The 14212-nt window shown below is 53.9% G+C and carries 15 protein-coding genes and 1 other annotated feature; of the genes, 14 read left to right on the forward strand and 1 reads right to left on the reverse strand.

Annotation, left to right across the window (positions count from 1 at the left end; genetic code table 11):
- Positions 1–59: 59 nt before the first annotated feature.
- Positions 60–1376 carry a purple acid phosphatase family protein gene (locus C0977_RS09545; protein WP_234987639.1) on the reverse strand — a complete coding sequence of 439 codons (1317 nt, stop codon included), beginning with the start codon at positions 1374–1376 and terminating at the stop codon, positions 60–62.
- A gap of 152 nt (positions 1377–1528) precedes the next feature.
- Positions 1529–1759, forward strand: a binding site (T-box leader).
- Positions 1760–1795: 36 nt separating this feature from the next.
- Between C0977_RS09545 and trpS the strand changes: the two genes are divergently transcribed.
- From trpS to C0977_RS09615, 14 genes are all read left to right on the forward strand, one after another.
- Positions 1796–2779 carry a tryptophan--tRNA ligase gene (trpS, locus tag C0977_RS09550; protein WP_023054527.1) on the forward strand — a complete coding sequence of 328 codons (984 nt, stop codon included), beginning with the start codon at positions 1796–1798 and terminating at the stop codon, positions 2777–2779.
- 6 nt (positions 2780–2785) lie between these two features.
- Positions 2786–3379: a 5'-deoxynucleotidase gene (gene yfbR, locus C0977_RS09555; RefSeq protein WP_101913233.1), complete on the forward strand. Its 594-nt coding sequence runs from the start codon at positions 2786–2788 to the stop codon at positions 3377–3379.
- A gap of 29 nt (positions 3380–3408) precedes the next feature.
- Positions 3409–3810 (forward strand): hypothetical protein, encoded by a 402-nt coding sequence (locus C0977_RS09560; protein WP_023054524.1) that lies wholly within the window; start codon positions 3409–3411, stop codon positions 3808–3810.
- Between the two features lie 12 nt (positions 3811–3822).
- The gene (locus tag C0977_RS09565; protein ID WP_234987640.1) at positions 3823–5127 is read left to right on the forward strand and encodes an NfeD family protein; all 1305 of its coding nucleotides are present in this window, start codon (positions 3823–3825) and stop codon (positions 5125–5127) included.
- 15 nt (positions 5128–5142) lie between these two features.
- On the forward strand, positions 5143–6177 hold the full coding sequence (gene floA, locus C0977_RS09570; protein WP_023054525.1) for a flotillin-like protein FloA: 1035 nt from the start codon (positions 5143–5145) through the stop codon (positions 6175–6177).
- Between the two features lie 8 nt (positions 6178–6185).
- On the forward strand, positions 6186–6593 hold the full coding sequence (locus tag C0977_RS09575; protein ID WP_101913234.1) for a hypothetical protein: 408 nt from the start codon (positions 6186–6188) through the stop codon (positions 6591–6593).
- Between the two features lie 3 nt (positions 6594–6596).
- The gene (locus C0977_RS09580) at positions 6597–7319 is read left to right on the forward strand and encodes an alpha/beta fold hydrolase (protein WP_101913235.1); all 723 of its coding nucleotides are present in this window, start codon (positions 6597–6599) and stop codon (positions 7317–7319) included.
- 8 nt (positions 7320–7327) lie between these two features.
- A complete protein-coding gene (locus C0977_RS09585) occupies positions 7328–7552 on the forward strand; it encodes a hypothetical protein (RefSeq protein WP_101913236.1) in 225 nt (74 codons plus the stop codon).
- Positions 7553–7678: 126 nt separating this feature from the next.
- Positions 7679–8596 (forward strand): metal ABC transporter substrate-binding protein, encoded by a 918-nt coding sequence (locus C0977_RS09590; protein WP_036243075.1) that lies wholly within the window; start codon positions 7679–7681, stop codon positions 8594–8596.
- A gap of 208 nt (positions 8597–8804) precedes the next feature.
- The gene (locus tag C0977_RS09595) at positions 8805–9401 is read left to right on the forward strand and encodes a peptidoglycan recognition family protein (RefSeq protein WP_023054175.1); all 597 of its coding nucleotides are present in this window, start codon (positions 8805–8807) and stop codon (positions 9399–9401) included.
- Positions 9402–9569: 168 nt separating this feature from the next.
- Positions 9570–10838, forward strand: coding sequence for a UDP-N-acetylglucosamine 1-carboxyvinyltransferase (gene murA / locus C0977_RS09600; protein WP_023054192.1), 1269 nt, complete (start codon positions 9570–9572; stop codon positions 10836–10838).
- Positions 10810–11895 (forward strand): rod shape-determining protein, encoded by a 1086-nt coding sequence (locus C0977_RS09605; RefSeq protein WP_419177287.1) that lies wholly within the window; start codon positions 10810–10812, stop codon positions 11893–11895. Before murA ends, C0977_RS09605 begins: the two co-directional genes overlap by 29 nt.
- Before the next feature lie 11 nt (positions 11896–11906).
- Positions 11907–12200 (forward strand): hypothetical protein, encoded by a 294-nt coding sequence (locus C0977_RS09610; RefSeq protein ID WP_101913237.1) that lies wholly within the window; start codon positions 11907–11909, stop codon positions 12198–12200.
- A 9-nt stretch (positions 12201–12209) separates the two neighbouring features.
- Positions 12210–14186, forward strand: a complete 1977-nt coding sequence (locus tag C0977_RS09615; protein ID WP_101913283.1) for a SpoIVB peptidase S55 domain-containing protein — start codon at positions 12210–12212, stop codon at positions 14184–14186.
- Positions 14187–14212 lie beyond the last annotated feature (26 nt).

A 14212-nucleotide genomic window follows, 5' to 3' on the forward strand; every position in this document is an offset into this window, starting at 1 on the left:
CAAATACAACAGCTGAAGAAATAAAACGCCTTCAGCTATGATTCGCGACGGTCAATTCCTTACTTTCGAACTTCGGCCGTATCGAGGAGCGTGCCGTCAGGCAGAAAGGCCTGGAAGCGAAGGCTGTCATCCGTCGCTTCCAAGGTCAGGTAGTTGTCGGTTTCCGGTTGCGGCGCCAGATACTCGTCGAGGGCATGTTGCTTCCAAAGCGAAGGATAGCGAACGTTGCCGGCGACGCCGGTCAGGATGTACAGCGGGCCGGCGTCGTCACGGCGGAAGTTTTTGATATGACCGCGATTGCGGTACGTATGCAGATGAGCGGAGAGGACGACGTCGATGCCGGCGGCGTCAAAAAGGGGCATGAAGGTTTTGCCTTCTTCGGAAAAGCCTTCTTCCCGCGGTGTCGATCTGGCTTCCGGATTAAAGGCATATTGGAGCGGGTCCTTGTGCATCAAAACGACTTTCCACTTTTTTTCGCTTCTGGCGACGTCTTCTTTGAACCAGGTGATCTCGTCCGCTTCGAGGGACGGTTCAAAGTCGGCCAATTCCGAAAATTGCGTATTGAGAACGATAAAATGCACGTTGCCGTAGTCAAAGGAATAAAACTGATTGGCATAGGCTTTGTTGCCGTTATCCGGCAGTGCAAACAGATGTAAATATGTTTCCGGCATGCAGACTTGCCAGTTTTTGTCATAGGTCTCATGATTGCCTACGAGGGGAACGACGGGAATGGCGGCGATCATATTTTCGACGGCTTCAAACCAGGCATTCCATTGATACGTGTCCTGGCCGTTGTCGACGAGGTCACCCATGTTAATGAAAAAGCTCGCGTCGCCGTTTCGTTGCCAGGCCGCTCTTGCCGTTTCCGTCCAGACCGCGTAGTCGCTGGATTGGGAGTCCGGGTAAATAAGGGCTTTGAAGGCGGTGCCTGACGCCGTTTTTAAGGGGAACCAGGGGCTGCGTTTACCGTTTGTACCGATACGGTATTCGTATTCCGTACCGGCGGTCAAGCCTTTGATGAGCGCACGGTGGATGAACGTCGTCTGCCCGTTATCTGTAAAGGACTCTTCGGCGGCGGGCAAGGTGCGGACCGTCTCGTCGCCGTTGACGCGATAGTCGACGACTGCGTCCGGCTCAGACACGGCCGATTGCCACATGATCGTCCGCGACGTCGTACTGTCGGCTGTAATTACTTGACGGATATTTACGGCGTCGACGGCGTCCAATAATTCGTAATGAGCGGCTGCAGCCTTTGTCGCCCGCAACGTCTGTTGTGTGACCGTTTTGGCGCCGGGGACAAACAGGTAGGTGCCGACGGCGGCTATGACGGCGACGGCGGCCAGGCTCAAATAAGTTCGTTTGGAAAGGAAGACCAATAAGATGCACCTTCTTCGTATGAAATGGGGGATATAACGTATTATAAAACAGCGTACCCCGGCGGCGTCAAGCAGTGGAACCATGCTTGTTTACAATGACCGGCCATGCCTTGACAGCAGCGGCGGAAAGGCGCTAAAATATGGCATATACAGTAATGTCTATGAACGGGAGTAAGTACCGATATTTCACCCCTTTGCAGCGAGTCGGCGGCAGTGAGAGCCCGACAGGAAGCAATATTGGGAATGGGCCCGGGAGATGCGGCCCGAAGTCAGTAGGCGCCGCCGGCGTTCCGTCGTTACGGGATGAAACACACGCAAGTGTGTGAGCCGGGCTTTGCGCCAACCGGGGTGGTACCGCGGAAACTATTCCTTTCGTCCCTTTTTTGGGGATGGAAGCTTTTTTTTTAGGAGGAATTACGATGTCAATTATTTTTTCCGGCATTCAGCCGAGCGGAAATCTTACGTTGGGAAATTATCTGGGAGCACTGCGGAATTTTGCCAAAGTGCAAGACGGCAATGAATGTTATTATTGCGTTGTCAATCAACATGCTATTACGGTGCCGCAAGATCCGCAAATGCTTCATGCGAGAACACGCCAGCTGGCGGCTATCTATCTGGCTGCCGGGCTGGATCCGGATCAATCGACGCTTTTCGTGCAGTCCGAGGTTCCTGAGCATGTGCAGCTCGGCTGGATCATGACGACCTTGTCCTATGTCGGCGAATTGGAACGCATGACGCAGTATAAAGATAAGGCGGCGAAGCGGGGAGATTCCATTCCTGCGGGGCTGTTGACCTATCCGCCGTTGATGGCGGCAGATATCCTCTTGTATCAGACCGAACTCGTACCTGTCGGCGATGATCAGAAACAACATATGGAAATTACCCGCGATTTGGCGCAGCGGTTTAATCGCCTTTACGGTGAAGTCTTCACGATTCCCGATATTCTGCTCGCCCACGACGGAACGCGCGTCATGAGTCTGCAAGAGCCGACGAAGAAGATGAGCAAATCCGATGAGAATCAGACGGCGACGATCTACCTTCTCGACGAGCCGAAGGACATCGAAAAGAAGATCAAGCGGGCGCAGACGGATAGTGAAAATGCCGTTCGCTATGACGTCAAGGCCAAACCGGGCATTTCCAATCTGATGGACATCTACGCGGCCGTTACGGATCAGTCGCATGAGGAAATCGAAGCGGCTTACGCGGGAAAAGGCTACGGCTCGTTCAAGAAGGACGTTGCCGACGCCGTCATTTCCGTTCTTGAACCGATCCAGCAGCGCTACGCCGCGTTGGTGGCGACGCCCGAACTGGACGATGTGCTGACGAAAGGAGCTGCCAAAGCCCATGCCAAAGCGGCTGCAACGTATGAAAACGTTATCCGCGCCATGGGGCTGTACCGGTAAGAAGCGATGAAAAGTCATTTTTTTGCTATCCTGGGGCGGATGAAATTCATTCGCCGTTGGAGCCTGATGCGGAATACGGAGGAAGAGAACATTCAGGAACACACGCTCCAAACGGCAATGATCGCCTATCACCTCTGTCTCCTGCGCAATACCTATTTCGGCGGCAAAACGGATCCGGCCAGAGCGGCCGTCTTGGCGATGTATCATGACGTGGCCGAAGTTTTTACAGGCGACATGCCGACACCTGTCAAGTATTTTAATCCCCTGATGCGCCGTACGTACGGCGAAGTGGAACGATTGGCACAAGAACGGCTGCTGCAAACGCTGCCGGTCGAGCTGCAGGACGCTTATGAACCGCTTATTTGCCGGGCTGAAGACGACGTCCTGTGGCCTTTGGTAAAGGCTGCCGATACCCTCAGCGCGTATGTGAAGTGCCTTCAGGAAAAGAATGCCGGCAACCGTGAATTCAATGCAGCTTATGTGACGATCGGCGAAAAGCTGCAAAGTCTCAAGATGCCTGAAGTTGACCTGTTTCTGCGTGACTATGCGCCGAGCTTTCTGTTGTCCGTCGATGAGATCAACGGCGGTAATGATGCGTAAGTCAATGTAAGTCGGGGAGGATCCTTTCAATGACACTCAGTTTGTTTTGGTCCCGTTATCTCGTTGAGCTTCACGCGGAGCATCTTCGCAAGATTGATGAAGAATACCGCTTTTTAATAGCCAAGGAGAAATGGTCATGGTTTGTTTCCAAGATTCCTGAAGACATACAAATCCGTATTTTGCGCGGTCACAATCACGGTCCGTCGTCCTGGACCTGCCGCATGTGGCTTAATCAGATGCTGGCGTGGTTGAAAGAAGATAAGCCGCAGGCTGTATATGAGGCGGTTGCGGCGCGAATCCGCGAGCTCGATAATAAAGGCGCCGATTATTTTGAAAAAACAGCGGCCCGCAGCCTTTCGCAAGAAGAGCTTGCCGCCTTTCGCAAGGCCGGTTATTTTTTATGCGATCAGCAGCGGCAGACAGAATATTGAGGAGGTAAAGAGATGAACAGAAAGCGCGTACGGCAGTGGATGCAGCGGCTTTGTCTGCTCCTTCTCTGCCTTTTATTGGCGCCCTTCGCTTATGCTGCCGGAGATGTGCATGTTATTGCCATTGACGGAGAAATAGACGGCACCCAGGTCGCTTTGGTGCAGCGTGTATTGGCCGATGCGGCGGACAATGATGACGCCGCCGTCGTCGTGTCGGTCAACACGCTCGGCGGCAGGGTGGACAGTGCTTTGAAGATTCGCGATGCGTTGCAGCAGGCGTCGATACCGACGATCGCGTATATTCCTTCGCGAGCCTGGTCGGCAGGTGCGCTGATTGCCCTTTCGTGCCGGCATATTGTGATGGCGCCCGGCAGCAGCATCGGGGCGGCGGAGCCGATTCCCGACACGGAAAAAAATATTGCCGCCTTACGGGCGGAGTTTGCCGCGACTGCAGGCCGGACCGGCCACAATCCCCGCGTCGCCGAAGCGATGGTCGATAAAACCTTGGGATTCCCAGGCTATGCCGAACCGGGGCAATTGCTTTCGCTGACGGACAGGCAGGCGGCGGACCTGGATATTTCTGAAGGCAGTGCTGCCGATGTCGGCGCCGCTCTGGGCCTTTTCAGCCTGGGCGACGCACGGCTGATCTATGAGGAACGCGGCCTTCGTGACGGAGCCGTCGGCGTTTTGCAATATGAATATGTGCGCATGGTGCTGGTTGCGCTTATTTTGATGGCGATTCTGGCCGAAATCAAGACGGCCGGCATCGGCGCCGGTCTGGTTACGGCCGTGTTGTTGGGCGCGATGCTTTTTGTCAGCGGCGACGGCTCCTTTGCCGATTCGCTGAAAATCGGCGCGGCCTTTATCGGCTCGCTGGTTCTTATCGCGCTGGAGCTCGTTACGCCGGGAGTCGGTATTTTCGGCATCAGCGGCGTTATACTGTTGTTCGCCAGTCTGTTCTACCTGCTGGGGGCTACGGCGGAAGCGGTCTATCTTTTGGCCTGCGCTGTCCTTATTGCGGCGATTTTCTTTGTCCTCGTCGGCCGCCGGCTGCCGCAGAGCAGACTGCTTAATAAATTGGCGCTAAAAGACCGTTCGACGAAGGAAAAGGGATATTCCTCGCAAGAGGACAAAAGCCGTTTTCTCCATCAAGAGGGAACGACGATCACGATCTTGCGCCCTGCCGGTACGATCCGTATCGGCAAAGAACGGGTTGATGCCGTTACGGACGGCGCGTTCATCGACAGGGACACGCCGGTTCGCGTCGTTCGTATCGACGGCGGCTGCGTCGTCGTAGAGCCTAGTGTGAAAGATTGTTAAGGAGGAGGGAATTCTATGTCACTCATTTCATTTTTGGCAGTGCCGATCATCGTCATCATCGCGGCGGTCGTCATTATCTCGTTGTTTCTCCATTTCGTACCGCTCGGGCTTTGGATTTCAGCGATGGCCGCCGGCGTTTCCGTCGGGATCGTCAATCTGATCGGCATGCGCCTGCGGCGTGTCGTGCCGTCAAAAATTATTTTGCCGCTAGTAAAATCGAATAAAGCCGGTCTCGATATCAACGTCAATCAGTTGGAAGCCCATTACCTGGCCGGCGGCGATGTGGATCGCGTTGTCGACGCCTTGATTGCAGCTCATCGAGCGGCCATGTCGCTCACTTTTGAACGGGCCTGCGCCATCGATTTGGCAGGTCGTGATGTCCTGGAAGCGGTGCAGATGAGCGTTAATCCGAAGGTTATCGAAACGCCGTTTATATCGGCAGTGGCGCAAAACGGGATTGAGTTGAAAGTACGGGCCCGTGTAACCGTTCGTGCCAATATCGACCGTCTCGTCGGCGGCGCCGGAGAAGCGACGGTCATCGCCCGCGTCGGCGAGGGGATCGTTACCAGCGTCGGCTCGGCGAGCGATCATTCGGAGGTTCTGGAAAATCCCGATGAAATCTCAAAAACGGTTTTAAATAAGGGGCTCGACGCCGGCACGGCGTTTCAGATCTTGTCCATTGATATTGCCGATGTCGATGTGGGACGCAATATCGGCGCCAGATTGCAGACCGACCAGGCCGAAGCCGATAAGCAGATCGCGCAGGCAAAGGCCGAAGAACGGCGGGCCATGGCTGTGGCCAAGGAACAGGAAATGCACGCCTACACGCAGGAAATGCAGGCGAAAGTCGTGGAAGCACAGGCCGCCGTGCCGTTGGCGTTGGCGCAGGCCCTGAAAGACGGCAATATGGGCGTTATGGATTACTATACGATGAATAATGTCTTGGCCGATACGAAGATGCGTACGGCAGTTGCCGATGCGGGCATGCCGCCGGTACAGGGCGGAGAGATCAGGACGAAAACGACACATGCGAATCGCGAAGAAGATTAGGAGGGCTTATGGAGTGGATCTGGTTGGTCATTCTCTTTATCGCCTTCTCTGCCTTGCCTGACTTGCTGCGCAAAAAACGCCGCTACAAACCGCGGCAAGTGCCGACGCCAAGGCCGCGACAGGACGCGGAGAAGGATGCCGCCGCGCGGCGCGAAGGGCCGCAGCCTGAAAGCAGACGGCCGGCGCCGTTGCACGTGTCGGACGAGGCGCCTGCCGAAAGGGCGGGACGATCGCCGCAGACAGAAGTAAGCGCGGTGACGGTACAATCGCAAACGACGGCGGTCAAGACCTTGCGCGAAGTCGCTTCCGAACAGGCTTGGAGCCGCCTGACACCGCCACATCGCGCACTTTACAGCGGCCTCATCTGGTCGGAGTTGTGGCAGCCGCCGGTGGCTGTACGGAGAAAGAGGAAGTAAATTATGATTGAAGAAAGACGGCTTACCATAAAAGGAATCCCCTGCCTGTCCGTTGTTGCCGATACGGCACCGAAGGGCGTGATCATTTTTTATCACGGCTGGTCGTCAACGAAGGAACTGCAGTCCCTTCGCGGCCGGATATTGGCGGCTTACGGGTATGATGTCCTGATTCCCGAAGCGGTCCATCACGGCGAACGGGGGACGATCGATTACACGGCGCCGGAAGCTTATGCGCTGTTTTGGAAAACGATCTTGCAGAATGTGGAAGAAGCGGGATGTCTTCTCGATTATATCGGCGGAGCATATCCCGACTTGCCGGTTTTTGTCATGGGGCATTCGCTCGGCGGTTTTTCCGCCTTAGGCGTGCTGACTTGGCAGGAACGGGTGCAGGCCGCCGTCGCGCTCAACGGTTCAGGCTGGTGGAACGAGTCGGAACGACGCTTTCGTTCGGCGCTGCATATAGATATTCCCGAAGGATACGAAGCGCTGCTGGCAGAAATCGATCGGTATGATCCGTATGGGCATACAGAACGGTTGGCAGGAAAAGCCGTTCTGGCTCTGCATGGCGGCAGTGATCCTACGGTGGATAAGGAGGCGCAGCTCCTGTTTGTTGAGAAACTGCGGCGGCAAGGACTGGCGTGCAGCCTGATCCTTTACGAGGGCTTGGGGCATTTCGTTACAACCAATATGTTGGGCGATGCCTTGTCCTGGCTGGAAACGATATAAATAAAAACATGCCATTTGCTGCAATTGCAGCAAATGGCATGTTTTTATTGCCGTCGGTAACGGCTGTAGGCGGCGCAGTGCGCATAAAGATTGGAGTGCAAAGAGCTGATTATGATGATAAAGAGGCGCTTCCGGCAGTCTTGACGAGAAAGAATGCGCCGCACTTATTTGGGCATAGGGCAGGAAGGGAAATTAAGAATGATTTTTTAAAAGATACGGATCGCACAGGGTGACTAACGTCTGTATCCGGTATCAACAGCGTGTGTTTTTATTGACAGTGAAAGATGAATGTGATATTCTTTTTTAGCAAACGCGGATGGTTTGCATTTGCAATTTTAAAAAGACAAAGGGAGATGATGATCTTGAAAAAATGGATCACGGCGCTGTTGGGAGCCGCATTAATGGTAACGATGCTGGCAGGTTGCGGCCAAGACGGTGCCAACGCGGATAAGGCCCAGTCGGGCGAAAAGCTGCAGGTAGCCGTAAGTTTTGACGCCGTAGGGGAATTTGTCAAAGCTGTCGGCAAAGATAAAGTGACGGTTAAGACGATTATTCCTGCCGGAACGGAACCCCATGAGTTTGAACCGACGACAAAAAGCCTGAAGGATATGGCCGGCGCCAAGGTGTTTGTGTATAACGGTTTGGGAATGGAAAGCTGGAAGGACAAAGCCGTCGAGGCGGCAGGCAACGATAAATTGATACAAGTCGACGCGTCCAAGGGCGTTCAGCCGATAGTCAATGAAGATGAAGAAGAAATCAAAGAACATGGGCAGTATGATCCTCACTGCTGGCTAAGCCTTTCCTGCGCGCAGATCGAAGTCCGCAATATTGCCGACGGATTGATCCAGGCGGACCCGAAAAATAAAGATTTTTATGAAAAAAATGCGCAAGAATATATGGCGCAGCTGAAAGCGTTGCAAGACGAATATGTAGGCAAGTTCCAACATGTGCAGAAGAAACAATTCGTGACCGGTCATGCGGCGTTCGCCTATTTGTGCCGTGATTTCGGCTTGGAACAGAATAGCGTTGAAGATGTTTTTGCCGCAGGTGAGCCGAGTAGCCAGCAGTTGGCCGAATTGACCGATTATTGCCGCAGAAATCAGGTAACTACCATTTTTGCCGAAGACATGGTCAGCCCTGCCGTTTCCGAAACGCTGGCCAAGGAAGTCGGCGCTAAGGTGGAACCGATCGAAACGATGGAAAGCAATGAAAAGGGAGAGTCGTATTTGGATCGGATGAAAGAAAACTTGGAAAAGATTTATACCAGTTTAAAATAATCGATTTATTAAGGAGTTTTACGTAAAGAGAGTCCTGCGCAGTCGTTTTATGTGCCGGAATGCGGCCCGTACACGGCACGTTCAGGTGTCGCGGCGCTGCCGTAAACAGCGAAGAAACGAGGTTCACGAAGAGAGTGGCTCCCAGGCGGAGCGGCTCTCTTTTGTTTGACCTGCTGCGACAGGAATTTGGAGAAGCGGGAGGGTCGATATGGGGCGAAGAGATTTTTTGAAAAGGACAGCGATGGTCTTGGCCGCTGTCATGGCATTCCCCCTGACAGCATCGGCAAAGGGAGGCACGGGGCGAAGACGCGTCAAAGCGCCGCCTGTCGTCAAAACCGAGTTGGCATTCAGCGAAAAGCTGATACGCCGCCGCATGACGTCAATGATCATCATCCACCACGCCGGCGGGCCGGATCGGGACGTCGGTGCCGCCGACATACATGCCTGGCATTTGGCGAACAAATGGGCCGGTGTCGGCTATCATTTCATCGTCAGGAAAGACGGCACGATCGAAGCCGGCAGACCCATGGATATGGTCGGCGCCCATTGCCTGGGCGCTAATGATGTCTCCGTCGGTATCTGCGCCGCCGGAAACTTTGAAACGGCGAAGCCTTCGGCGGCGCAGCTGCAGTCTGTCGCCAATTTAACGGCATATCTTTGTGATCGCTATGATTTGGAACCGAGCCGGCGCACTATCGTCGGCCATCGCGATCTTTGCCGTACAGAATGCCCCGGTAATAATCTGTATGGGCGACTGCCGGCAATACGGCAGGGCGTCCGCCGGTTTTTTGCAGATATGCGTTGAAAACGAAATGAAGCGGGAACGGAATAGAAGAGCGGCCTTGTCAGCGAGGCCACTCTTTTCGTTTTATGCTATTTATGGTACAATAACTCAATAGCAAGATTTTTACGATCACTGCTAGTGTTGTGATGTGTTCATCTCATATATAAGCACCTTTAGGAGGCACGGAAGTTGGAGAAGCTTGTTGTTCATGGTGGTAAGCCGCTGCATGGGACAGTTCGCGTCAGCGGTGCGAAGAATGCTGTGTTGCCCATTATTGTCGCATCCATGTTGGGCGTGACGAAAAGTACATTAACGGAAATTCCCAAGTTGGATGATGTTCATACTGTTTGTGACGTCATCCATTCTTTAGGCGTAAAAATAGAAAATCCCTGTAAAGGAACGCTCGTCTTGGACGGCAGTAATTTGAACAATTCCGTTGCTCCATATGATCTGGTGCGCCGCATGCGCGCGTCTTTCCTGGTTATGGGGCCGTTGCTGGCGCGGCAACGGCACGCCAAAATATCTCTTCCCGGCGGCTGTTCCATCGGCGCCAGGCCGATCGATCTCCACTTAAAGGCTTTCGAAGCGATGGGAGCGGTCATTGATCTGGCCGACGGCGATATAGAAGCATCCGTTCCCGACGGCCTGAAGGGGGCGCAGATATATCTTGATTTTCCCAGTGTCGGCGCGACGGAAAACATCCTGATGGCGGCGTCTATGGCAGAAGGGCGGACCATTCTCGAGAATGCCGCCGAAGAGCCGGAAATCGTCGATTTGGCGACGTATTTGAACAGTATGGGCGCCAATATTCGCGGCGCCGGTACGAATGTGATCCGCATCGAAGGCGTAAAGGAGCTGCACGGCGCTTCTCATTCCGTTATCCCCGACCGCATTGAGGCCGGAACCTTTATGGTCGGTGCGGCCATGACGGGCGGCAACGTTTACGTGGAAAACGCCTTGTCGGAACATTTAAAGCCGTTAGTCGCCAAGTTGAAAGAAGCCGGCGCCACCGTTGAAGAAGAGATTGAAGGGATTCGCGTCATCGGCAGCAGCGATTTAAAGCCTGTCGATATCAAAACATTGCCTTATCCCGGTTTTCCGACGGATATGCAGGCCCAGTTTATGGCGTTGACGACGATTTGCAAAGGAACGAGTGTCGTCACGGAAACGGTTTTTGAAAACCGCTTCATGCATGTTGAAGAATTCAAACGTATGGGCGCCAAGATCCGCATCGAAGGGCGCAGCGCTATTGTCGAGGGCGTGCCCCACCTGCAGGGGGGACGCGTCAATGCGACAGATCTCCGCGCCGGTGCCGCCTTGGTCATGGCCGGACTCGTTGCCGAGGGGAAGACGGAAATCGGCTCACTCTATCATATTGACAGGGGTTATGACAATTTTGTGTTAAAATTGCAAAGGCTAGGTGCAGATATTGTCAGAATCAATAGCGACGAAGAATAAGAAAACTATACATGCCTTGTCGCCGTTGCGGTACTTGTCGCCTGCTTACTGGCTGGGAACGGACGTTGCCATCGATTTGGGGACGACAAATATTATCGTCTATGTAAAGAAACGCGGCGTTGTCGTCAATGAACCGTCCGTTATTGCCGTTGACACAACGGACTACCGGATTGTCGCCATCGGTCAGGAAGCCAAGGCGATGATCGGCAGATCGCCGCGCAATATTCGGGCCTATCATCCGCTGCAATACGGCGTCATTGCCGATTATGACGCAACGGAGTATATGCTGCGATATTATATCCGCAAGGCTATTGGCCGACAGCTTTTCTGCAAGCCGCGGATGATCATCTGCGTACCCTCGGGCGTTACTAATGTTGAACGCCGTGCCGTCATTGAAGCGGCTATTCAGGCGGGGGCCAGAAAGACTGTCGTCATGGAAGAGCCCTTGGCGGCGGCTCTCGGCGCCGGCCTTGATATTGCCGCTTCCAACGGCTCCATGGTGATCGATATGGGCGGCGGTACGACAGATGTGGCCGTTCTCAGTCTCAGCGGCATCGTTATCAGCGAGTCGCTGCGTATCGGCAGCCATACCTTTGATGAAGCGATCATCCATTATTTGGAAAAAATAAAGCATATTACAGTCGGCTACCATACGGCGGAAGAATTGAAGACGCTGATCGGCACGGCGTTGCCTGACGGCCGCAATCTGACGGCAGACGTGCGGGGCAGGAGTACGGAAACGGGTCTGCCCACGACTGTCGACATCGATTCACAGGAAATTCGCCTGGCCCTGCAGGAACCGATCGAACGGATTCTGCGGACAGTCGTATCCATTTTGGAAAAAACTCCGCCAGAACTGGCTGCCGACATTGCCGATCACGGCATTGTCCTGACCGGCGGCGGCATGCTCCTGGACGGGTTTGACCGGCTCATTTCCCGAACGACGGGGATGGCGGCATACCTCAGTGACGATCCGCTTTTGTGCGTCGTTAACGGCGCCGGCAAGGCCCTTTTGGAACTGGACCGGCTGAAGGACAGTTTTGAAGATTTACGATAGGAGGAAAAACAATGAAAAAAGAATATAAAGTATTGGCGGCGTTAGGGTTGGCAGGTTCTTTGTTCAGTGCGCCGGCGACGGCGGCCGATGTGCCGTATACATCCGTATTGAGCGGTAACGTCGTTTCCGTCACGCCTGTCGGTACAGCCGTTAAAGAAGGCGATGTTCTGGTGACGGTCGATTCCCTGGCAGGCCCCATGGCGGCGGCTCGCGCCAACGGCGACGGAACGGTGAAAAGCGTTCACGTGGCGGCAGGCGCTTCCGTCGAATCGGGCGCAGTTGTCGTCGTATTGGAAGAGAAATAAGCGGTGAACATGATGGGAAAACGGTTTCTTTCCGTATTGGCGGCTTGTGCGGCCGCCCTTTGCCTGAACGCTTTTTCAGCGCCCGGAACGGCAGCTGAAGAGTTCATGAATATACAAGACCTCGAACCGGGGATGACAGGCTATGCCAAGACCGTTGTTCACGGCAGGAAAATTGAGACGTTTCCCGTAGAGATACTCGGTGTTATGAAGAACAGCGGGCCTTCGGGAGACCTGGTTCTGGCAAGGTTTTCCGGCGATTTGATGCAGGAAACCGGCGGGATCGCGCAGGGCATGAGCGGCAGTCCCGTGTACGTGAACGGCAAACTTGTCGGCGCCGTCGCTTACGGCTGGTCATTTACGAATTCAAAAGTCGGCATGATCACGCCGATTGCGGATATGGTGAAATTGTGGAATGTACCGACGAAGGAAGAAATCCGGCCTTTCAATGCGCGAGAAGCAGGACTGATACCGATAGCTACGCCGCTGATGGCTTCCGGGTTTGACGGGATTTCACTGGAGTGGATGAAGGGAAAGTTGGCGCAGTATCATTTCGTCCCCGTTAGTACGGCGACGGCTGCCGGCGATGAAACGGCGTGGCCCCTGGAGCCGGGCAGTTCCGTGGCGGCGGCTTTCGTCAACGGTGACATGAAGCTCGGCGCCATCGGCACCGTAACTTATGTTGACAGTGACCACATCGTCGCGTTCGGACACCCCTTTCTGAAGCGTGGCAGCATGGATTATTTCATGCATAATGCCTATATCTTTACGATCGTCAATAACCTGCAGAGTTCATTTAAATTAGGGTCCATCGGCTCGGAAGTCGGCTCAGTGCTGCAGGACCGCGGCGCCGGAATCGCCGGCGTCTGCAATCAGTTGGCGCCGGGTATCCCCGAATTCATTCGCGTACGGGACAACGACACCGATACGGAAAGTCTGCGGCACGTGAAACTCATTGAAGACAATGAACTGACGCCTGTCCTGGCGGCGACAACCGTATATAACACGGTGAATAAGACGATTGATCGCAACGGCGGCGGCACGGCGTCGCTGACGTATACGATCCGTTCCGCCGAAGGCAGGGACAAGGATATTACGCGTCACAATATGTATTATTCCGAAGATAACATTAATGAGAAAAGCATCGATGAATTATATACCGTGTTGGATATACTGAAACACAATGAATTCATCGACTATCCCGTTCTGGACATAGACATGAAGGTCGATATTACGCAGGCCAGAAAATCGGCGCGTATTATTGACGCGACAGCCGGTCCCGTCGTCGTTAGTCCCGGTGATACGGTTTATTTCAAGGTGACGCTCCACCCTTTCCGCGGTGAAGACGAGATCAAGGAAATGACCTTTACCGTGCCGAAAGACCAGCCGAAGGGGGACATGATTCTGGAAATTCGCGGCGGCGGCGTCGTACCGTTGCCGTACCTGATCGAAAAACAGCGGTATAATCTGACGGACGAGATTATTGAACGGCTTCGCCATTACAAGAATTTTGCTGATTTGAAAAAGGAAATTGAAACGGAAGACGCCAATAACGACTTGGTTATCGAAATCCTCGAAAGAAACGTCAGCATGATCAATGACAATAAGAAGACCGCTCCGAAAGCAAAAATTCAGGGAAAAGAGCAGGGTGATGCAGCGAAAGATATGCTCAAGCCTCATAAACAGTTGCTAGGTGACGAAAAAGCCAAGGAAGCCAAAGCGCGCCTGGCGACGCCGTATATCGTCAAGGGAGACGGGCAGCTGACGATCAAAGTCGTCGGCACGAAGGAACGGGACGCCATACTGAAGAAGAACCACAAACTGCAGCAAGGCAAAGCCCTGATCAGTGAAGAGGAAAAGGCCGACGGAGAAATGCAGTCGACTACTGCCGGTATTGCATCCGATGAAGCCGGCGACGATGCGGGCGGCGATAATTCCGACGCCAGGCGCAATGCCAGGCTGAAGACGATTTTTGACGCGGCTGAATAAAAAAATTCCTTTCTTTAGAAAGGAAT

It is taken from the genome of Megasphaera vaginalis (ex Bordigoni et al. 2020), from assembly GCF_900240295.1.
GTDB classification, from domain to species: domain Bacteria; phylum Bacillota; class Negativicutes; order Veillonellales; family Megasphaeraceae; genus Megasphaera; species Megasphaera vaginalis.